Annotated in this window: 14 protein-coding genes and 1 other RNA gene; 5 read left to right on the forward strand and 10 right to left on the reverse strand. The window is 57.1% G+C overall.

Annotation, left to right across the window (positions count from 1 at the left end):
* Positions 1-11 precede the first annotated feature (11 nt).
* An RNA gene (gene ffs, locus AC1AWD_RS06040) (signal recognition particle sRNA small type) lies at positions 12-108 on the reverse strand.
* Between the two features lie 382 nt (positions 109-490).
* Between ffs and glf the strand changes: the two genes are divergently transcribed.
* Positions 491-1,669 carry a UDP-galactopyranose mutase gene (gene glf, locus AC1AWD_RS06045; RefSeq protein WP_476564709.1) on the forward strand — a complete coding sequence of 393 codons (1,179 nt, stop codon included), beginning with the start codon at positions 491-493 and terminating at the stop codon, positions 1,667-1,669.
* Positions 1,670-2,167: 498 nt separating this feature from the next.
* Here the strand turns inward: glf and AC1AWD_RS06050 are convergent, their stop codons facing one another.
* Positions 2,168-2,875, reverse strand: coding sequence for a hypothetical protein (locus AC1AWD_RS06050; RefSeq protein ID WP_476564711.1), 708 nt, complete (start codon positions 2,873-2,875; stop codon positions 2,168-2,170).
* Positions 2,876-3,581: 706 nt separating this feature from the next.
* The gene (locus AC1AWD_RS06055; protein WP_476564713.1) at positions 3,582-4,724 is read right to left on the reverse strand and encodes an inositol-3-phosphate synthase; all 1,143 of its coding nucleotides are present in this window, start codon (positions 4,722-4,724) and stop codon (positions 3,582-3,584) included.
* A 236-nt stretch (positions 4,725-4,960) separates the two neighbouring features.
* Between AC1AWD_RS06055 and AC1AWD_RS06060 the strand changes: the two genes are divergently transcribed.
* Positions 4,961-7,327 (forward strand): transglycosylase domain-containing protein, encoded by a 2,367-nt coding sequence (locus tag AC1AWD_RS06060; RefSeq protein ID WP_476564714.1) that lies wholly within the window; start codon positions 4,961-4,963, stop codon positions 7,325-7,327.
* A 186-nt stretch (positions 7,328-7,513) separates the two neighbouring features.
* Here the strand turns inward: AC1AWD_RS06060 and leuA are convergent, their stop codons facing one another.
* Positions 7,514-9,424, reverse strand: a complete 1,911-nt coding sequence (gene leuA, locus AC1AWD_RS06065; RefSeq protein ID WP_476564716.1) for a 2-isopropylmalate synthase — start codon at positions 9,422-9,424, stop codon at positions 7,514-7,516.
* A gap of 172 nt (positions 9,425-9,596) precedes the next feature.
* Between leuA and AC1AWD_RS06070 the strand changes: the two genes are divergently transcribed.
* Positions 9,597-11,075, forward strand: a complete 1,479-nt coding sequence (locus AC1AWD_RS06070) for a metallophosphoesterase (RefSeq protein ID WP_476564718.1) — start codon at positions 9,597-9,599, stop codon at positions 11,073-11,075.
* Between the two features lie 170 nt (positions 11,076-11,245).
* On the opposite strand, the gene AC1AWD_RS06075 is transcribed toward AC1AWD_RS06070, so the two are convergent.
* Positions 11,246-11,866 (reverse strand): DUF5701 family protein, encoded by a 621-nt coding sequence (locus tag AC1AWD_RS06075; RefSeq protein WP_476564720.1) that lies wholly within the window; start codon positions 11,864-11,866, stop codon positions 11,246-11,248.
* A gap of 185 nt (positions 11,867-12,051) precedes the next feature.
* On the opposite strand from AC1AWD_RS06075, the gene asd reads away from it, so the two are divergent.
* Complete coding sequence (gene asd / locus AC1AWD_RS06080; RefSeq protein ID WP_476564722.1) at positions 12,052-13,146, forward strand: aspartate-semialdehyde dehydrogenase; 1,095 nt, start codon at positions 12,052-12,054, stop codon at positions 13,144-13,146.
* A gap of 318 nt (positions 13,147-13,464) precedes the next feature.
* On the opposite strand, the gene AC1AWD_RS06085 is transcribed toward asd, so the two are convergent.
* The 4 genes from AC1AWD_RS06085 to dnaX all read right to left on the reverse strand — a co-directional run bounded on the left by AC1AWD_RS06085 (position 13,465) and on the right by dnaX (position 18,550).
* On the reverse strand, positions 13,465-14,031 hold the full coding sequence (locus tag AC1AWD_RS06085) for an ACT domain-containing protein (protein ID WP_476564723.1): 567 nt from the start codon (positions 14,029-14,031) through the stop codon (positions 13,465-13,467).
* A gap of 150 nt (positions 14,032-14,181) precedes the next feature.
* The gene (locus tag AC1AWD_RS06090; protein ID WP_476564725.1) at positions 14,182-14,946 is read right to left on the reverse strand and encodes an aspartate kinase; all 765 of its coding nucleotides are present in this window, start codon (positions 14,944-14,946) and stop codon (positions 14,182-14,184) included.
* 143 nt (positions 14,947-15,089) lie between these two features.
* Positions 15,090-15,692, reverse strand: coding sequence for a recombination mediator RecR (gene recR, locus AC1AWD_RS06095; protein WP_476564727.1), 603 nt, complete (start codon positions 15,690-15,692; stop codon positions 15,090-15,092).
* Positions 15,693-15,862: 170 nt separating this feature from the next.
* Positions 15,863-18,550, reverse strand: coding sequence for a DNA polymerase III subunit gamma/tau (dnaX, locus tag AC1AWD_RS06100; RefSeq protein ID WP_476564729.1), 2,688 nt, complete (start codon positions 18,548-18,550; stop codon positions 15,863-15,865).
* A gap of 241 nt (positions 18,551-18,791) precedes the next feature.
* On the opposite strand from dnaX, the gene AC1AWD_RS06105 reads away from it, so the two are divergent.
* Complete coding sequence (locus AC1AWD_RS06105) at positions 18,792-19,400, forward strand: TetR/AcrR family transcriptional regulator (RefSeq protein WP_476564730.1); 609 nt, start codon at positions 18,792-18,794, stop codon at positions 19,398-19,400.
* Between the two features lie 296 nt (positions 19,401-19,696).
* Here AC1AWD_RS06105 and AC1AWD_RS06110 read toward each other — a convergent pair whose 3' ends face one another.
* Positions 19,697-20,806: a diacylglycerol/lipid kinase family protein gene (locus AC1AWD_RS06110; protein ID WP_476564732.1), complete on the reverse strand. Its 1,110-nt coding sequence runs from the start codon at positions 20,804-20,806 to the stop codon at positions 19,697-19,699.
* Positions 20,807-20,843: the final 37 nt, after the last annotated feature.

Below are 20,843 nucleotides of genomic sequence, written 5' to 3' on the forward strand. Positions count from 1 at the left end.
GCGGGCAAGAAAAGGAAAAACCTCCACGTACCCGGCAGAGGCCACTTACCCTTGCTGCATTCCTGCCCTGGGGGAGTTGGGTGACATACCGCCACGCGGAGGCTCTGACCAGTGTACACCATCCCACGAATTAGGCGTGTTCCGACTAATTCCAACAACACAAGCAGTCTGAAGCATCATTCAAATGCAATAGTTCAATCCATCGAAAATCATCAAGCAATCATATGAACATACGCGCAAACTATTGGGCGCATCAATCACACTGCGCACATTTGCAATCATCATGTACCCATCACTGCCGTATGCATGCATTTTTCAATCGCACAATCATTTTGAAATAACGAACAACCTGCTGGCATGCCCCTTCCCTCGCATATTTTGCGCCTTTTCACGCATTCCTCCATACTTTTCCCGCAGGCGCGCATATGCCTGCGGGTACGATAGTCAAGGAAACGCACACACTTGGTGTGCTTCGGCTTTGGAGGTTTACATGACTGAATCCGTGGAATACCCGGATCTTGTTGTCGTCGGCGCCGGTCTGTTCGGCCTGACCGTCGCACAGCAGGCGGTTGAACATCTCGGCGTCAACGTGCGCATCATCGACGTGCGTGATCATATCGGCGGCAACGCGTACAGCTACTTCGACGAAGAGACCGGCGCCGAGATCCACAAGTACGGCGCGCATCTGTTCCACACGTCCAACAAGCGCGTGTGGGACTACGTAAATCGCTTCACCTCATTCACCAACTATGTGCACCGCGTCTACACCACGCATGACGGCGAAGTGTACCCGCTGCCGGTCAATCTTGGCACCATCAACCAGTTCTTCCGCGCGCACTATACGCCCGCCGAAGCGAAGGCGCTTATCGACGAGCAGGCCGGCGAATTGGCGGGCACCGATCCGCAGAATCTCAACGATAAGGGCATCTCCCTGATTGGGCGCCCATTGTATGAGGCGTTTATCAAGAACTACACCGGCAAGCAGTGGCAGACCGATCCGAGCGAACTGCCGGCCGGTATCATCAATCGTCTGCCCGTACGATTCAATTACGACAACCGCTACTTCAAGGACACATGGGAAGGCCTGCCGACCGACGGCTACACCGCCTGGATGCAGCGCATGATCGACGACCCGCGTATTGAAGTGTCGCTTGGCGTGGACTTCTTCGACGAATCCCAGCCATATAACAGGACCGCTCTGGCCGCAGCCGGCGTGCCGGTCGTATATACGGGCCCGGTCGACCGCTACTTCGACTATTCACTGGGTGAACTCAAGTGGCGTACCGTCGACTTCAAGGAGGTCCGCTACGACGAGGGCGATCATTTCGGCTGCCCGGTTATGAACTTCGCGGACGCGGACGTGCCGTACACGCGCGCCATCGAATTCAAGAACTTCAATCCGGAGCGCCGCGACTCTCAGAATCCGGACCGCACTGTGGTGTGGGAGGAATACAGCCGATTCGCCACACGTGACGACGAACCGTATTATCCGGTCAACACCGACGCAGACAAGGCCTTGTACGAACGCTACGCGGCGCTGGCCGAGGCCGAGCCGAACACCGTTTTCGGCGGGCGTCTGGGCACGTACAAGTATTACGACATGCATAACGTGATCGACGCAGCCCTGACCGCATACGAGCAGCAGGTCGAGCCACTGCTGAAAAAGTAGGCTCCGCGTCCGGCAGCAAGCTGGCGAACGGCCAGCAGATAATTGGCGGATAACTGGCAAATACCTAGCGAATAACTGGCAGCCGGCAACGCATCTAGCGTCAGCCGGCTGCCTCTTTCTTTTTCCCCCTCCTCCCTTCTCAGCATTCCTTCTCATTCCTTCTCAGCCCCTCTCATCCTCCCCTTCTCATCCCCATTTCGCCCCCATTTCGGTCACACTTGCTGACATCAACGAAGCTCATCAGCAAAAGTGACCGGAACAGAGGTCTGAAACGGTCACAAATGCTGAAAAAGAACACAACCACCAGCAGATGTGACCGAAACAAAGGCCCAAAACGGTCACACTTGCTGAAGCAATACGTCAACATCAGCAAAAGTGACCGAAAATAATGCACAATCAGCTATGGATAAGCACCGTCATTCAATCGCCACGCGACACTCATTGCACACCAAAGAATCGCACACCAATAATCACGCAACACTCATCGCACACCGATAATCATCGGTAATTGACGCGCTCGTACATCGGCAAATGCTGCAAATCCGGCACCCCGGCGCGGTCAAGCCATCCGGCAAGCGACCTGCCGTCAATCACATCGTCATAGGTCACATGAATAATCTCGTTCACGCCGGCGCGCTGCAACATCGCATCACGCCGCCTCTGGTCATCCAATACCTGCGCGTAATCACGACGCCTCGCCATGGCAGGATCGACGTATTTACGCGCCCCGTCATATTCCAGCACCACGATGCGGCCATCCGGCAAATGCCACACGAGATCGACGCGGGCATTGTCATACAGATTATCCGGATCAATGAAAGTATGCTGCAACTGCGGCACCGCGAATCCTAATTCAATGATCGTGGCTCTACACAAGGATTCGCCACCGTTCTCACTCGCCGGATCCGCATAATGCAGCAGACGGAAGACGCCACCACAATCAAACTGCAGCCCGTCGCACACCGCGACGACCTCGTCCTTCGTCACCGCCCTCGCGCGCAAGGCCGAGTCAAACATCGGCAGCGCCTCCTTGAAGGAATACAGCAAGGCGCAATCCACCAACGTGCGCGCCGGCGACGTCACTAGAACATCATGCGGTAGACCATCAACAGAATATTTCATCGTATAAGCGTCCAGCGAAGGCACGTACACCCATTTCACCCATCCATGAGAGCGCCTATCGCCGTAATGAAACGGCGTCGCCATATACACATTCCCTGCATGATGCAACGTCCACGACTGCTCCCAGCCAAATACCATTGCCGCGCTGCCACCAGCAAATACAGACGCGGGACGCTGGATCGCAATGCAGCGTATAACATGCATCGTTCGCTCTGCCGGATTCAAGCTATTCCAATATTCAGTGCGCGCATATAAATTTCGGTAAGGATGCGGAGCGACTAAATCGCCACGGCATAGTCGACGATATACCGCGCGGCGCTCCACATTTTCAGACACAAAAAAGCAACGCCGCTCTTTTTCTGCGGTTTCAATCAGTGGCGTCAGTCGTTGGTGCTCTTTCATGTACTTATAGTGATGGATTTGAGACTGACTTGTAAAGCAGTGCAGGAAATGTGGACGAAGAGACGCGATAACGGCATGTCGCGAATGCTGAATTTACTATTTTTCGCAGTTTTCCAACGTTTATCCTGTGAATACACGATTGTGGATAACTGATTTGAATATCGACGATTTCTATTTGTTGCGGTCACTTTTGCTGATTTCGACGGAGACCATCAGCAAATGTGACCGAAACAGAAGCCAAAAACGGTCACACTTGCTGATATCAACGAAGCACATCCGCAAAAGTGACCGAAACAGGGGTCCAAAACGGTCACACTTGCTGAAGTAGTGTGCAACCATCAGCAAATGTGACCGTTTTATGCTGAAAACAGGAACGCCACGGCAGATCTCAGGCGCGCCAGACGTCCTTGCCTGCGGCCTTGGCTGCTGCGACATCAGCATCAAGCTGCGCCTCGGTGGCTTCCACTTCGCCGGCGATGAACCGCTCGACCAATTCACGCGCCTCATGATCCTCATGCTGCACGGCCGGAGACTTCATAAAGTAGGAGCTCGGCGCCAGCACCGGACCGGCCAAGCCGCGATCGAGCGCGATCTTGGCGGCGCGCACAGCGTCAATCACGATGCCTGCGGAGTTCGGAGAGTCCCACACTTCCAGCTTGTATTCCAGATTCAACGGCACATCGCCGAACGTCGTGCCCTCCAAACGGACAAACGCGAACTTGCGGTCGTCCAGCCATGCCACATAATCCGACGGACCGATGTGCACGTTGTGCGGGTCCATCTCATGGGGCACCACCGAAGTGACGGCGCGCGTCTTGGAAATCTTCTTGGATTCCAAACGCGAGCGCTGCAACATGTTCATAAAATCCATATTGCCGCCAACGTTGAGCTGGTAGGTGCGGTCAAGGCGCACACCACGGTCTTCGAACAGGCGGGCCATCGTACGATGTGTGATGGTGGCGCCCACCTGGGACTTGATGTCGTCGCCGACAATCGGCACGCCGGCATCGCGGAATTTCTGCGCCCATTCCGGATCGGACGCGATGAATACCGGCAGACAATTGACGAATGCGCAGCCTGCGTCCATGGCGGCCTGCGCATAGTACTTGTCCGCTTCTTCGGAACCGACCGGCAGGTAGGAGACCAGCACGTCCACCTTGCGGTCACGCAGCACCTGCGCCACGTCGACCGGCTCCGCGTCGGATTCCTCGATCATCTCGCGATAATAGGTGCCGAGACCGTCATGTGTCGGCCCGCGCTGCACTTCAACACCCAGATCCGGCACGTCAGCAAACTTAATCGTATTGTTCTGCGAAGCTTCAATCGCTTCCGACAAATCCTTGCCGACTTTCAAGGCGTCAACGTCGAACGCCGCGACGAATTCGATGTCGCGCACGCGGTATCCACCGAAATTGTTGTGCATCAGGCCAGGGATTTTGTCATCATCCTTGGTGTCCTTGTAATATTCCACTCCCTGCACCAGCGACGAAGCGCAATTGCCCACACCGGCGATGGCTACGCGAATACTCATTGGTAATCGCCTCCTTGAGATCAAGCTTTTTTTACCTCTGCCAAGCTTACTTGCTTTGCTGTGAATCCTCTGTATGTCAGCCAAACGCGCATATTCAACATTCCGTCAATGTGCAGGCACCGACAGCCATCGCGAACGCCATGATTTGTGTGGATTCAGCATAAATCGTCGTCGCGAATACGGTTTCCCGATATTTTTCATCGTCATTTTCAAGAGGCACGGTTACGGTAGACTTCATGGCTTCACATATTCGCACCACTTCTTCGAGCGTCCGCAGCGCCGTTTCCCGCAGCGCGCAACATTCCGGCGCAGCCGCTGCCGCCCGTACCACACGTGGCGCGCATCGTCAGAACGGCCCTCGTCGTAGGCGCCAGCAGAAGAAGCAGCGCAAAAATCTTGTGCTCAAATGGATTCTCGGCGTTTTCGCCACGTTGATGGTGGCCGGCATCGGCGTATTCGCATATTTCTATATCACCACTGAAATTCCGCAACCGGAGAAATTCGCGTTGGCGGAAGCCACGACCGTCTATTATGCGGACGGCACAACGAAAATCGGTACGTATGCCGAGCAAAATCGCGACATCATCGAATGTTCTGCGCTGCCTGACTATGTCGGCAAGGCGATTGTCGCGTCGGAAGACCGTTCGTTCTATACGAATAAGGGCATCGATCCGATCGGTATTGCACGTGCATTGTACAACAATCTGACCACGGGCAGCCGTCAAGGCGGTTCGACCATTACGCAGCAGTATGCAGAGCGCTATTATTTGGGCGAAACGACGACGTATCTTGGCAAGCTTCGCGAAGCGTTCCTTGCTTTGAAGATTGCACAGGTGCAGGATAAGGATCAGGTGCTGTGCAATTATATGAACACGATTTATCTGGGCCGCGGCGCGTACGGCATTCAGGCTGCGGCGCAGGCGTATTTCAATAAGGACGCCAAAGATTTGACGTTGTCGGAATCGGCGATGTTGGCCGGCATTATTCCGGCGCCAAGTTCATGGGATCCCGCGGTCGACCCCGAACAGGCGCAGACGCGTTTCACGCGCGTGCTGAACATTATGGAAGAGGACGGTTATATTTCCGCCTCCGACAAGGCTTCTGCCGAATTCCCCGCGACGGCTGATATTTCGCAGCAGAATCAGCTGGCTGGAGCAAACGGATACCTGCTGACCACTGTGGAGAACGAACTGGTCGATTCGGGCGCGTTCACCAAGGATGAGCTGGAAACGGGCGGCTACAAAATCATCACCACGCTGGACAAAACCATGCAGGATGAGATCCAGACCGTTGGCGACACGCGTCCGTCTGACATGCCGGAAAGCATTCAGGTTGGCGGCATTGCCGCGGATCCGCGCGACGGCACGGTTAAGGCCATGTATGCCGGTTCAGATTATTTGACGCAGCAGCTGAACAATGCCACACAGTCGACGTTCCAGGCAGGATCTACGATGAAGCCTTTCGGTCTGCTGGGCGCCGCGCAGGAGGACGTCAGTTTCAGCACGATTTTCAATGGCAACTCGGGGCAGACTTTTGTTGGCGCGCCACAGCCTGTGAATAATGCATTGGGCAATAATTGGGGTTATATCAACCTGTATGCGGCTACAGCGAATTCCGTGAATACGGTATTCATGAATGTCAATGAGCATTTGACGTCGCAGCGTCTGGCTGAAATCGCGCACCAGGCCGGTATTGAAGGCGATATTGATGCTGATTCGATTTACAACATCCTCGGCATTAATGCGATTACCGTGTGGGATTTGGCGCAGGGCCACGCCACGATTGCAGCGAATGGTGTGAAGAATACGCTGCATATTGTCGACAGGGTGTTGCAAAGCGATGATACGGAGGCGTATAAGATCGTCACCGAAAACAAGAAGGTCTTTGACGCCAATGATTGCGCGCTTGTGCAGAAGGCGATGCAGGGCACGACGACGACTGGCACGGCCGCTGGTACGGCCGCCGCGTTGGGGCGCCCCGTCGCAGGCAAGTCGGGTACTGCGAATGATGAGACGGCCGCTTCGTTTGTCGGATATACGCCGCAGCTGCTTAATGTGTGGGCGATCTGGAATCCGGGTGAGGATGGCAGTGCGCAGGTTGTGCCGCAGTTCGCGGGATATGGTGTTACGTCTACCGGCTATCCGTCGCATTTGTTTACCGAATTTATGCAGCAGGCGTTGGAAGGCCAAGAGATTATTGATTTCCCGACCGCTGTTGATAACGGTAAATTGGGCGGACCCGACGGCACGTGGGGCATCGGGGGATCCGGTAAGACCGCCACGCAGGAATGGCAGGATTCGCAGGCACAAGCCGAGACCGGACATCAGGCGCAGGATAAAACGGCTCAGCAGGATGGCGATGCGCAAGATTCCAACGCCAATGGACAAGATGCGTGCGCAACGAATCCTGAGGACCCATCTTGTGCGGGCGGTGGAGACAGCGGTACTGGTGACGGCACGTCGAATAGTGGCGGCACCGGCGGCGACGGCAATGACGGTACTACTGATGACGCCGGCGGCGGCACTGGCACTGACGGCAACGGTGGCAACACCGGTAATGGTGCCACGAATGAGTCCGGCGGGCAGATCAATAGCGGACAATAGTTTGCCGGGGTGATTGTGGGTCGGCTGATTATCAGACGATTATGTGGGGTGTGTTCTGCTGATTACCGCAGAACACACCCCACATTCGTCATATCAGTACTGATACGACGTTTCTGGATATAATTCGAGGCCGTGCTGGCGGGCACGGCCTCGAATTGGTTTAAGCTGACAAGCTGCGGAAGCTGCTCAGCGCTCAGAGCGGTTGATGGCGGAGATGATGGCTTTCAGAGAGCTGGTGATGATCGACGAATCGATGCCGACGCCCCACACGATCTGGGTTTCGGCGTCCTCGCCCACCTGGCATTCCACATAGGATGCCGCCATGGCGTCCGTACCGGAGGCCATCGTATGTTCGGCGTAATCCAGCACGGATGCGGTAATGCCGAAGTTCGACACGGCGTTGAGGAATGCGGCGATTGGACCGTTGCCGATGCCGGAGACTTCGCGAATCACCGGTTCGTCCTTGCCCGGGTTCAGGCCGCGGTCGAGTAGCTTGGCCTTGAGCACGGTGTCGGAGCCGTCTTCGCCGGAGGAGACCGCGACCTTGAGCAGTTTGAGACGTCCCCACTGTTCCAGGGTCTCGTCCTTGCTGTCGCCGACGATCGCACCCGCAGCGGTCGCGCCGGATTCTTCGACGGGCAGGTACTCGTCCTTGAACAGACGCCAGATGACTTCGTCCTTGACTTCCTTCTTAGTTTCGTCGGCATAGGCCTGAACGATCTTGTCGAATTCGATCTGCAGACGCTTCGGCAGGTCAAGATTGTGGTTGGTCTTGAGCAGGTAGGCCATGCCGCCCTTGCCGGACTGCGAGTTCACGCGGATGATGGCCTCGTATGTGCTGCCGATGTCCTTCGGATCGAGCGGCAGATACGGCACGAGCCACAGGAAGTTGTCCAATTCCGCGCCTGCACGTTCGGCCGCCATCTGGCGGGCTTCGAGCCCCTTCTTGATGGCGTCCTGATGGGAGCCGGAGAATGCGGTGAACACGAAGCTGCCCGCATACGGGTGGCGTTCGGAAATCTTGATCTGATTGCAGTATTCGACGGTCTTACGGATGTCGGGCACGTTCGAATAGTCGAGTTGCGGGTCGATGCCCTGCGTGAGCATGTTGAGGCCCAGCGTGACCAGGTCGACGTTGCCGGTACGTTCGCCGTTGCCCAGCAGGCAGCCTTCGATACGGTCGGCGCCGGCGAGGATGCCGAGTTCGGCGGCGGCCACGCCCATACCTTCATCGTTGTGCGGGTGCAGCGAAAGCACGATGGCGTCGCGGTCCTGCAGATGGTTGGACACGTATTCCACTTCGTCCGCGAACACATTCGGCGTGGTCATCTCCACCGTTGCAGGCAGGTTGATGATCATCGGGTGTTCCGGGGTCGGTTTGATGACGTCGATGACGGCGTTGCACACTTCGACGGCATAATCCGGTTCGGTGCCGGTGAAGGATTCCGGAGAGTACTCGTAATACAGGTCGATGCCCTTGGCTTCGCCTTCAAGTTCCTTGCACAGTTCGGCCGCATCGGTGGCGAGTTTCTTGATGCCGGCCTTGTCTTTGCGGAACACGACTTCGCGCTGCAGCACGGATACGGAATTGTAGAAGTGCACGACCGCACGCTTGGCGCCCTGCAGACATTCGTAGGTCTTGCGAATCAGATGTTCGCGGGCCTGGGTCAGCACGACGATGGTCACGTCGTCCGGGATCAGCTCGCGCTCAATCAGCATGCGAATGAAGTCATAATCGGTTTCGGATGCGCTCGGGAAGCCGACTTCGATTTCCTTGAATCCCAGTGATACGAGCAGATTCCAGAAGCGCAGCTTGCGTTCGGAATCCATCGGGTTGACCAACGCCTGGTTGCCGTCGCGCAGATCGACGGAGCACCAGCGCGGCGCGCGCTGCAGACGTTTGCCGGGCCACGTGCGATCGGGCAAGTCGAACGGGACCTGCCTGTCGTAGGCCACGTACTTGTTGTATGGCATTTTGCTTGGGCGCTGTGGCTCACCAATGAATCGTGCCGGAGGCAGCAGCGGGTCGTTGTTCCCCCCGTTGGACGCTGCGGCCACCGCCGCAAGATCAAACACTGACGATTGATCCTGACCCATTCCGTTCCTCCTTTTCCTCTGATTACGGTTGATATTTCAACCTCTCATTCTATCGCTCCCCGGCAGGGCATCTCGTTGGACATTTCAGGATACGGCCACGTATTTCGATATGACGGTACGCGGATGCAAAGCCCGCCCCCCACTGGCCGTTTTCCGATTACAGTAGGGATTCATGGCTTTGCGTTTCCACGAGGACGGCACCTTCCGCGTGCTGCAGATGGCCGACATTCAGGACGGCCCGAATGTGAATCTCGACACGATTCGACTGATCGACGCCGCAATCCATGCGTCGAACCCCGATCTCATCGTGCTCACCGGCGATCAGATTCGCGGCTACGACCCCGCCTACATGAACACTTTTCTGCGCCGCCGCGGCGAGCGTCACGGCATGCGCGTGCGCGCGGTGACGATTCTCGAAGCACGGCTGCACGGCAAGAAGCCAGCGGTCGCCCCCGGCGCAACCGCGGAGGAGATGCTTGAAGACGCCCGTCAAAAAGTGCGCGTCACATTCGCGAAATTCCTAGCCCCCGCGATGCGCCATAAGATTCCTTTCGCGGCGACGTACGGCAATCATGATTTTCAATGCGGCATCCTCGCCGACGAGCAGGATGACATCTACCGCGAATTCGAAGGATGCTTGAATCCTCCGGCGCCGCACAATGATGATGCCGATGCCGCGCTTGCCTGCGAGCCCGGCACGTTCGCACTGCCGATTGAAGCCTCAGACCGCTCCGGCCGCATCGCAATGAGCGTGATGCTGGTCAATTCCGGCGATTATGCCGACGCCCCGGATGCCGCCGGTAGCGTCGGCACCGCAAGCACTAAGACCGCCGCCCCCATCGAAGACGCCGAAAACGCCGACGATAAGCAGTCCCCTGCTGAAGCTGCGGCGGAAACGTTGGAAACACTACGATACGCCACTAATTCTCGCGGTCTCGACTTGGCCGATTCCGACGGCTACGGCACGCCGTCGCCGCAGGCGTTGGCCTGGTTGAGGGATGTGCAGCATACGTTGGGCGCGATGAACGGCGACGGGCATCCGGTGCCCTCAATCGCCTTCCAGCACATCGCACCGCAGGAATTCTATGACTGCCTGCGCGAAGTGCCGGCTTGGACGCCGAATGCGGTGGAGGGCGCGCGCACATTCGCAGGCCACTGCTATATTATCGATGAGCGTGTTTGCCGCCCGGGTTCGCGTTTGGGCGAGGCCATCGGCTGCGCCGACGAAAATGTTGGCGAGGTCGAGGCTTTACGGGATGCCGGCGGATATTTCGCACTGTATTGCGGCCACGATCATAAGAACTCGTTCGTCGGGCATGTACACGGCTTGGATTTGGGCTACGCGCCGACCTGCGGATTCGAAGCGTACGGGCCGAAGTCGCGGCTGCGCGGCATCCGCCTTTTCGAATTCCATGAAAGCAATCCGGCCGCATACGATACGCGCATGCTGACGTGGGGCGACCTGGTCGGGCGATATTCCAGTAATGAATTGCGCATATTCTTCGCCGATCATTGCGTGACCGACGCGATCGGACTTCGCAATGAACTGCGCCGTCCGCAGGTGTTTGCCACCGTTACCAGTCTGATTTCAGCCGGATTGATCGGCGCAGTGCGTACAATCGCCAGGATGCTGAGAAAAAGGCGCCGGTAAAGCGCGAAATTGTGTAGCGATAATCATTGACGATCATGCATGATTGCGAGCACCGCATTCGATTAATGCAGTAATCGCAAAGTATTGCGCATGATTGCAATCAATGCTGTCTATTGCAATCAGCAAACATGTTTACTAATTGCATATCAATCGCAATGATTATTCGAAAATCATTCGAACAGGCTGATGCCGCGACGGGCCATGCAATATGCGTTGCCCAACCAGGTGTGACGCGAATTCGGCCAGACCGCGCCCAGATGCGGCGCGTTCTGGCTCAGCCAAATGCTGGGCACGCGGCCGTCCGCACTGCGCGACCCCAGCAGGTTGAAGCCATTCTTTTCCAGCAACCATTCCGGATGCTGCGTGGCGATGGCCAGTCCCTCCTCCAAGGTCAGCGGCGTGCGCTCGTCGGAATCGATGAGCTTGCGCGCCACATCCGGTTCGCGATTGATGTAGCAGGTTCCGGTATGCGGCTCAATCACCAGATAGAACGGCCCTTCCGGCGGTTCGAAGCCGTCCTGCGGCAGGAAACTGGCGATATCACGCGGAGGCATCGTCGTGAAACCGGCCATGCGATTGATTGAGGTTCGCGCGATCAATGATTCCGGCGAAACCAGCTCGCGCGTAGGAATCAGCAGAATATCCATACCCAAATCGGAATCCTCCAGCGCGCGAATCAGCGGTCGGGCAAGTGCACGGAACGCGGCCGCACTCATATCGGCCACATCCGGGTAGCCCAGCGCCACAATGCGGTCAAGCTGTTTCTGCGCTTCTACTGATGCCTTTGACATGACATCCAGTGTACGCGTCGGGCTGTGAATAATGGAAGATTTGGCTGCGGCGACGCGATGGCCCGCAATATGAAAGCCGCGGCCGGCGATGTTGCGCACGTTCGTAAGATGGAAGAAAAACCGCGGCACGGCCACGCACTGTCCGCATGTAAGCAAAAGAGCATTCAACACAGCAAGAGGTTGTTATGTCCGAAAAATTAAAGGTCGGCATTCTCGGCGCCACCGGCATGGTCGGCCAGCGTTTCATCACGCTGCTCGAAAATCATCCGTGGTATGAAGTGGTCACGCTAGCCGCATCCGCGCGCAGCGCGGGCAAAACGTACGAAGAGGCCGTCGGCAGCCGTTGGAAGCTGGAGACTCCGATGCCTCAATTCGTTAAGAACATGACCGTTCTTGACATGGCTGACATTGAAAACGTAGTCAAGAACGTTGATTTCGTGTTCTGCGCGGTGAATATGCCGAAGGATCAGATTCGCGCGATCGAAGAGGCGTATGCGAAGACGGAAACGCCGGTCGTTTCCAATAACAGCGCGCATCGCTGGACGCCGGACGTGCCGATGGTGGTTCCGGAAATCAACTCCTCTCACTACGAGGTGATCGAATATCAGCGCAAGCGTCTGGGCACGAAGCGCGGCTTCATCGCCGTCAAGCCGAACTGCTCGATTCAGGCGTACACGCCGGCGCTGGCCGCATGGATGGAATTCGAGCCGCGCGAAGTGGTGGTGAGCACGTATCAGGCGATTTCCGGTGCAGGCAAGACCTTCCGCGAATGGCCCGAGATGGAAGGCAACATCATCCCGTTCATCTCCGGCGAAGAGGAGAAGAGCGAAAAGGAGCCGTTGAAGGTGTTCGGCCATGTGGACGCTTCCAAGGGCGAAATCGTGCCGTTCGAAGGCCCGCTGCGCATTACGTCGCAGTGCATTCGCGTGCCTGTGCTCAATGGCCATACCGCAACCGTTTTTGTGAATTTCGGTAAGACCGTCACGAAGGAGGAGCTGATCGACCGACTGGTGAATTACACCAGCGATGCCGTGAAGCTGCAACTGCCGCACGCGCCGCAGCAGTTCATCCAGTATTTGACGGAAGATGACCGCCCGCAGGTGCGTCTGGATGTTGATTACGCCGGCGGCATGGGCGTTTCGATCGGCCGACTGCGCCCGGATTCCATCTTTGATTGGAAGTTCGTCGGATTGGCGCATAACACACTGCGCGGCGCTGCCGGCGGCGCCTTGGAAAGCGCCGAAATGCTGACCGCCTTGGGTTACATCGCCAAGAAGTAAGCATCAGCAGCCTGGGTGGGGCTGCCGACAGTTTGGCTGCCTCACCCAGCTCAGCTTCTCAACCGTAATTTCCCTAGGGGGTTTAACGAAATATGAGCCTCAGAATGCCCTAAAACGTAAAACCCTTAGGGAGGTTACGTTTTAGGACTTCGCAGCCGACCAATTTCGTTAAAACCCTGGGGTTTTAACGAAAATCGAGATTCTGAAGCCTTCAAACCGTTAAAACCACAGGGGTTTAACGAAATGAAAAGCCGCCCGACTCCTGGGTGCAGGAGATGGGAGGCTTTTTTAGGTATTGGGACTGCCTAGCTGCGTGGCTCAGCGGCCGGTGCCGCCGTAGACCACGGCTTCGACCTGATCTGCATCCAAGCCATAGGCGGTATGCAGAGCCTTGACGGCCTCGTCCAGCTGCGCAAGCGGCACCAACGCGGCGATACGGATCTCCGAGGTGGAGATCATCAACACGTTGATGCCTTTCTCGCTCAGCGCGTTGAAGAACTTCGCGGCCAAGCCGGAATGCGTTTTCATGCCGACACCCACGACAGCGACCTTACCGACATTCGCATTGATATCGAAGGACTGGTAGCCCAATTCCTCCTGCTTGTCGAGAAGAACATCCTGAACGATCGGGGCGGTGACTCCCGGCACGGTGAAGGAAATATCGGCAGTGCCGACGGAGGCACCCGCCTGCACAATCATGTCGACGTTCACGCCGGCTTCAGCCAGCTTGGTGAACACCTTGGCGGCCATGCCCGGCTCGTTCGGCACGCCGCGCAGCGTCGCCAGAGATTCGCTGCGGTCGTGAGCCACGCCGGAGATGACCGGGGCTTCCGGGCCAAGGTCAGGGAACAGATCGCCCATGGACTTGTTTTCGTTTTCGTTCATTTGCTTTCGCCTTTACGTGTAGTCAAAACCTGTAATCAAAACCTATGGCCGGAGCCTGCAATCAATGCATCGCCGCATGCGACCATATGCGCGCACAAATCAGAACGCGGGCCAGCACTCGTATATCATACGTGCGTGGCCGGCGCCCGGCTATCGCAGATTCGGCAGCGTTCGCGGATCGATGCCTTCCGGCACAACCAGCGTGCCCGGACGATGCGAGAAAGAGCTGCGCACATGCAGTGGCATGTTGAAGCGCTGTGCATATTCCACGCATCGCAGTGCCAGCACCTTGGAACCGCAGGACGCCATTTCCAGAATCGCGTCATAGTCAATCACCGGAATGCGTCGCGCCGTCGGCACGATGCGCGGATCGGCGGTGAAGATGCCGTCCACATCCGTGTAGATCTCGCAAATATCAGCGCCCAGCGCAACGGCCAGCGCGACAGCGGACGTATCGGAGCCGCCTCGGCCCAACGTCGTCGCATCGCCGCCTTCGTTGATGCCTTGGAAGCCTGCCACGATGGCGACGCTGCCCTTGCTCAGAGCGCGTTGTACGCGATCGGGTTTCACCGCCTTGATATGCGCGGCGCCGAACTGTGCGTCGGTCATAAAACCAGCCTGGGAACCGGTGAACGAATAAGCATGGGAGCCGGCCGCATGAATTGCCATGGCGAGCAAACTCATCGAAATACGCTCGCCTGCGGTCATCAGCATGTCCATCTCGCGCGCCGGCGGATTGGAATCGATGCTGAGCGCCTGATCAATCAGGTCGTCGGTGGTGTCGCCCATGGCGGAAACCACGACGGCCACGTCGTTGCCGGCGTTCTTGGTTTCGATGATGCGTCGGGCCACGCGCTTGATGGAATCTGTGTCGGCAACGGATGAGCCGCCGAACTTCTGCACGATAAGAGCCACAGCTGTCCAATCTTCTTCAGGGAATTACCTGCCGTACATTTTACGCAGGTAGGTCGATTATAAAAACGCAGAGACGTCGTCCATTAGTTGCGCCCACGATACGGAATCGCGCCACCAAATCACATGTCAGCCGCGCCCAAATGTCACGCCTCGCGACGCCCGCGCAATGCACGCCCCAATGTGATTTCGTCTGCGTATTCCAAGTCGCCGCCGACAGGCAAACCGCTGGCCAGGCGGGTGACGCGCAGTCCGAGCGGTGATAGCAGTCGACTCAGGTATGTCGTCGTCGCCTCACCTTCGATATTCGGATTCAACGCAAGAATGATTTCCTTGACTTCGTCGGTTTTAAGCCGATCCAACAACGACGCGATATTCAGGTCGGATGGGCCGACGTTGGCCATCGGATTGATGGTGCCGCCGAGCACGTGATACAGACCACGATATTCGCGCGTGCGCTCGATGCTCATCACATCTTTCGGCTCTTCGACAACGCAGATCAGCGTATGGTCGCGACGCGGGTCGACGCAAATCGGGCAAGGACTGGTTTCGCACACGTTGCCGCAGGTTTCACAGAATCGCACCTTAGTTTTGACCTCGGTGATGGCGTCGGCCAACGATTGTGCTTCCTCATCGGATGCGCTCAGCAGGTGGAAGGCGATGCGCTGCGCACCTTTCGGCCCGATGCCGGGCAAGCGCGAAAACGCGTCGATAAGCCGTTGAATGGCGCCGTCATACGCCAAAGCCATATGCGTGTCCTCTCTATATGCCGCGCGAAATATGCGGTTTTGCGCGGCGCAGTGTGCTGCTGCGCCGATTTGCATTGCGCAAAACACATCACACAATCATTCTGCGATATTTTGCAACGCACAATATTTGCAATCGTTCAATCTGAAATTATTCAGGATTACGCGCGATTTCAGGTTTCCAAATTTTTCTTTATCCTGATATTGCGCGGGTTCTTAGGATCGTCAGCCGCAAACTCTTCAATCGCTTTTGCTTCGAACATTTTGGCGACGTCTTCGACGCTCATCATCGACGCGCTTTCCAAGGACGCGTCATTCATCGAATACTCGTCCTCTTCCGGCGCGACCTGCGGTACGGGAGCGGATGCCTGCTGATTCCACGGATCCGCAGCGGTCGTGCCACCGGAATTGGCATCATTACCAGCATTGGCGCCATTAAAGGAAGCGTTCTCCACCACCGGAACGGCGTGGAAATGGTGCTCGCCATGCTGCGTGCCGCCGTATTCGCCGGCATTGTTCGCAGCATTATTCGCGTTCATCGACGCATCATTCCGCACGGCACCATTCGACGCAGCATTCGCGGAGGCGCCGCCAAAATCGGCACCAGCATTTGCTGACGGTAGCGGTTGAGCCCAGGGATCAATGTCATCACTGGTATCCGGCACAGCCACATGCTTGCTATGCGACGATTCCTGCGCGGCGGGCGTCATGTTTGCAGACGATGTGTTCGTAGAGGCCGTATTCGAAGAGGCCGCGAATGACGACGGAGAAACGGTCGATGTGGCCGCGAGCGGCGTGGCCCAAGGATCGTCATCGTCCGTCGCCAAATCCGACATGGCGGAATGCATTGCAGCGAATCCGCGCGGCTCGGGCTGCTTCGAAGAAACCGCCCACTGGTCCTCGTCATCCGACGACGCCGCAGATGCCGTAGATGCGGCACCGGAGGCCGCGCCAACCGACGATGCGCCAGACAGCGCCGCGCCCAACGCCATGCCCGAGGACGCAGCATTCAGATCCTGCTGCAACACCTGCAATTTGATACGCTGCATGTCCTGCGGCGACAGCTTGCTCAGCGGCGGCGCCACCTGCCCGTCAGCCATTTTCTGCGTCGGGGCCAACGCCACATCCTGTCCGAATTCGGCGCGCACGGCAGCGCGCACGATGTCTTGCACCTTGTTGCTACCGTTAATCGCTTCATCGGTGGCCGCCATGGCGAACGCATACTTGCTCAGCGGCACGTCGAACTTGATCCACAGACGCTTCTGGCCGCTCTTGGGATCGGGCGACAGATTAATGCGCGGCACCTTAGTGCGATTGATATAGCGCTGCACTTCCGGCGGCATTGCGGCGACCAGCGCGTCCCACCGTTCGTCGGGCGTGCGATTATCCGGCCGGGGGACCGCTTCGGCGGTGCTGCTCGCCGTATTGTCTGCGATATTGGCTGCAGTATGTTCGGACGCGGTGACAGACGACGTCGTCGCAGGCGAAGACGCAATCGACGAATTCGCCGATGCAGACGCATCAATTTGCGCATTCGCCGATTCGGGTGCAAGCGCAGTCGATGCAGTCACAGTCGGCGCAGTCATGGCAGGATTGGATTGCTGCGTTTGCGCAAACGTTGCCGACGCCGCACGGCTTCCGATAAAACCGCCACGCTTTACCGCAGGATTCTGCTGTGCAGATGCATCACCAGACTGCGCCGCAGTCGTGGCGGGCATTCCTGCGGAGGCTTCACGTTGTGCCACTGCAAAATCATTTTCCCTGCCGGCAAGCAATCGAGCGGCCAGCAACTCCAATCGCATACGCGGCGAAATCGCCCCCGTCATACTACCTAACGTGTCATTGATAATGTCTGCGATTGCGGTCAATGCAGGCAATCCCAACGCAGAGGCCTGCCGGCGCAAATCATTCACGTCTTCCGCGGCGGCATCATCACTCAGCACGCTTTCCGCACGTTCGCCGCCCAACGTCAACACCAGCAGGTCGCGGACGCGGGCCAGCAGATCCTCAACAAAACGACGCGGATCAAAACCGCCGACGACAACCTTCTGGATCACGCCATACAGCGCTTCGCCATTGCGGTCGATCACCGCATCAATGGCTTCGCCAATCAACGTATCCGGCGTAAAACCAAGCAACGCGACGGCCGAGTCCAACGTCATCGCACCATCGACTGCGCCCACCATCAGCTGGTCGAGCACAGACAAGGTGTCACGCATCGAACCGCCGCCGGCACGCATCGCCAAACGAAGAACGCCGGGCTCAGGGCGAATGCCTTCCTTTTCGCACACGCCTTCCAAATATGGGCCCATGATTTCCTGCGGAATCAGACGGAACGGGTAATGGTGGGTGCGCGAACGAATCGTACCGATCACCTTGTCGGGCTCGGTGGTCGCGAAAATGAACATCACATGTTCCGGCGGCTCTTCAACGATTTTAAGCAGCGCATTGAAACCCTGCTGGGTAACCATGTGGGCTTCGTCGAGAATAAAGATCTTGTAGTAATCGCGGGCCGGCGCAAAGCCTGCACGTTCGCGCAATTCACGGGCGTCATCCACACCGTTATGGCTTGCGGCATCGATTTCAACCACGTCGATGGAGCCGGGGCCGCCGACCGCGAGATCCTTGCAGCTTTCACATTCGCCACACGGATGCGAGGTGGGGCCTTTCACACAATTGATGCAGCGTGCGAGAATACGGGCCGAACTGGTTTTGCCGCAACCGCGCGGGCCGGAAAAGAGGTAGGCATGCGTAAGTTTGCCCTCGTCAAGGGCTCGCATCAGCGGAACCGTGACCTGGTCCTGGCCGATAACCCCGTCGAAGGTGTCGGGTCGATAGCGTCGATAGAGTGCAAGTGCCATACCCTCCAAAGTACCGCAAGGCGGCTACGCGCTCGGCCTGCCGGCGCGCACGATACGGCACGCCCGAAGAATGCCGAAGTGAAATCAAAAATGTTACAGAATTTGACATTTTGTCAATTATCGGCTACACTTAAGCTGCTTAAAAAGAACGAGACTCATCCTCATGACCTCGCATATTCCCAAACACGACATAACAATCGAACAACAGAGCAAGACAGACGACACACGATACGAGGAGGCCATGATGGACACCCACGACAAAGAGAACACGCCTCGACGCCGTCGCAGCGACGCTCGACGCGAACAGATTCTTCAGGCGACCCGAGAAGCATGCCTCGACACAGGCTTCTCAAACCTCACGATCAGCGACATCACCAAACGAGCCAATATGACCAGGTCGCTGTTCTACCACTATTTCAAGAGCAAGGACGACGTGGCCGATGCGCTGCTCGAGTCCGCAGTCAATTCCATTCTGGCCCGCCTGCAGCGCTGGAACGACGAACGGGAAGAGGGCGACATCAATCAGGCGCTCGAGGACCTGGTACAGGTGTTCCGCGACATCCTCGCAGACGAGGGCCCACTCAGCGCCCAGCTCATGCGAACAGGCAATGCCGAGCTATACCTTCGCTTCATCGATTCCACCGTCAGCCGCATCGCCGACTACATCTGCGAAACCGCGGTCAAGGACTTCGACCGCCTGCACGGAATGCCCATCAGCAATGTGCATGAATCGTTCTATATCCTGGTCGTCGGCATGATCTCGCTACTGCGCAAGCATCCTGAGACCAGCGACGAAGTCATCAAACAGGTGGCCGCGCAAACGCTGCACCTCAATGAATATGTGCAGTGACCAGTGACCGGAAAAACGCCGTAAGGCAATGCGGGGAAGATGCAAGTCCTCCCCGTTTTTGTTATTGGCTGTGCCGACTGCGACTGTTCGGCGACCATGCACGACCGGTCTTCTGATTGAGCAAAGCGACCGATCAGGCAATCAAGCACGCAATTCGTAATCTACGGTAGCCAATCATTTTCCACACTAAAAAATGAGGAATATGATCCACAATCCACTCTTAAAAAGCAAAGTTGTGGATTATATTCCGCAACTTTGAACCGCCAAGTGCCCTGCCGCACAGATGCAGCACTGGGTCAGCGCACGAATTCGCCGGTGAGGGGATCACGGCCATCGCGGCGGATGCGCATGGCGATGTGGTCGGATTCGCCGGCGCCATGGTCTAGAGCGACTGCTGGCGGCACCAGCACGCGCAGCGCACGGTCTTGGGCGGTGACCTTTACCGGCGGATGACCCACATATTCGCCATCGGCCATGAGAATCGGCAATTCCTCGCCGTCGGCGGCATGACTGATCTCAACTTCACGCACACGTTTCCAGCCGAACACTTTGCTGCCCAGCAGACCTCCCGTATATGCGCGGGATACCGCATCAACGATTTCGCCGATATTCGGCATGTGGTCGATCCAAATCAGATCCAGCAGGCCGTCATTGAATCGCGAATACGGAGAGACTTCCAAGCCGCCACCGATATGACGTGAATTCGCTACGGTCAGCATTGGTGAAATGATGTCTCTTTCTTCCACCGTACCGTCGGCCAGCGTGGCCTTGATGTGATACCCATACTTCTTCAGATGCAGCAGTTCGGCTACCACTCCGGCAAAATAGCGCAAGGAGCCTCCCGGCAGACGAGAATGGTTGGCGCGACGATTGACGCCGGCATCCAAACCACATGACAGCATGCCACCGTAGAAGCAGTCGATTTCGGTCGGTTCGGCGAGCTCATCACCTGTGGAATTGTCCACTGCCTGACCGCCAGGCAACGATACGATGCGTCCCATATCCACATCGATATGCGCATCTCGCACGATTGCGCCAACGATGCCGTCAACCGCAGTCTGCACACGATTAATCGGCAGTTTCACACCTCGGGCGAAATCATTACCGGACCCAACGGCGACAATGCCCAGCGGGGTTTTGCTGCAGCCGACCGCATTCGCGCCAAGCGCCACCATGGCATCGCCGCCGACCACAACAAGATAGTCGTACAAGCCACGCTGCGAGCGCGCATTGTGCAGGGAATCTTGAAAACTGTCACCGGTCAGGTCGATGACGCCGAAACCGTGCTTAACGCCCTCGCTGGAGAGCAGGTCGAATACCTGTTCCATGATTTTGGCGCCCTTGCCATTGTCAGAGGCCGGATTACCAATCATCGCCACGGTAGTATCTGCGTACAGTTCTCTCATATAGTTACGATAACCGCCTCCGTCCTCGGCACGCTAG

The organism is Bifidobacterium sp. LH_512 (genome assembly GCF_056356435.1).

Coding starts and splice junctions, on each gene's coding strand:
- glf (WP_476564709.1), top strand. CDS start 491: ATGACTGAATCCGTGGAATACCCGGATCTTGTTGTCGTCGGCGCCGGT.
- AC1AWD_RS06050 (WP_476564711.1), bottom strand. CDS start 2,875: ATGGCGACGCCGTTTCATTACGGCGATAGGCGCTCTCATGGATGGGTG.
- AC1AWD_RS06055 (WP_476564713.1), bottom strand. CDS start 4,724: ATGAGTATTCGCGTAGCCATCGCCGGTGTGGGCAATTGCGCTTCGTCG.
- AC1AWD_RS06060 (WP_476564714.1), top strand. CDS start 4,961: ATGGCTTCACATATTCGCACCACTTCTTCGAGCGTCCGCAGCGCCGTT.
- leuA (WP_476564716.1), bottom strand. CDS start 9,424: ATGGGTCAGGATCAATCGTCAGTGTTTGATCTTGCGGCGGTGGCCGCA.
- AC1AWD_RS06070 (WP_476564718.1), top strand. CDS start 9,597: ATGGCTTTGCGTTTCCACGAGGACGGCACCTTCCGCGTGCTGCAGATG.
- AC1AWD_RS06075 (WP_476564720.1), bottom strand. CDS start 11,866: ATGTCAAAGGCATCAGTAGAAGCGCAGAAACAGCTTGACCGCATTGTG.
- asd (WP_476564722.1), top strand. CDS start 12,052: ATGTCCGAAAAATTAAAGGTCGGCATTCTCGGCGCCACCGGCATGGTC.
- AC1AWD_RS06085 (WP_476564723.1), bottom strand. CDS start 14,031: ATGAACGAAAACGAAAACAAGTCCATGGGCGATCTGTTCCCTGACCTT.
- recR (WP_476564727.1), bottom strand. CDS start 15,692: ATGGCTTTGGCGTATGACGGCGCCATTCAACGGCTTATCGACGCGTTT.
- dnaX (WP_476564729.1), bottom strand. CDS start 18,550: ATGGCACTTGCACTCTATCGACGCTATCGACCCGACACCTTCGACGGG.
- AC1AWD_RS06105 (WP_476564730.1), top strand. CDS start 18,792: ATGATGGACACCCACGACAAAGAGAACACGCCTCGACGCCGTCGCAGC.
- AC1AWD_RS06110 (WP_476564732.1), bottom strand. CDS start 20,806: ATGAGAGAACTGTACGCAGATACTACCGTGGCGATGATTGGTAATCCG.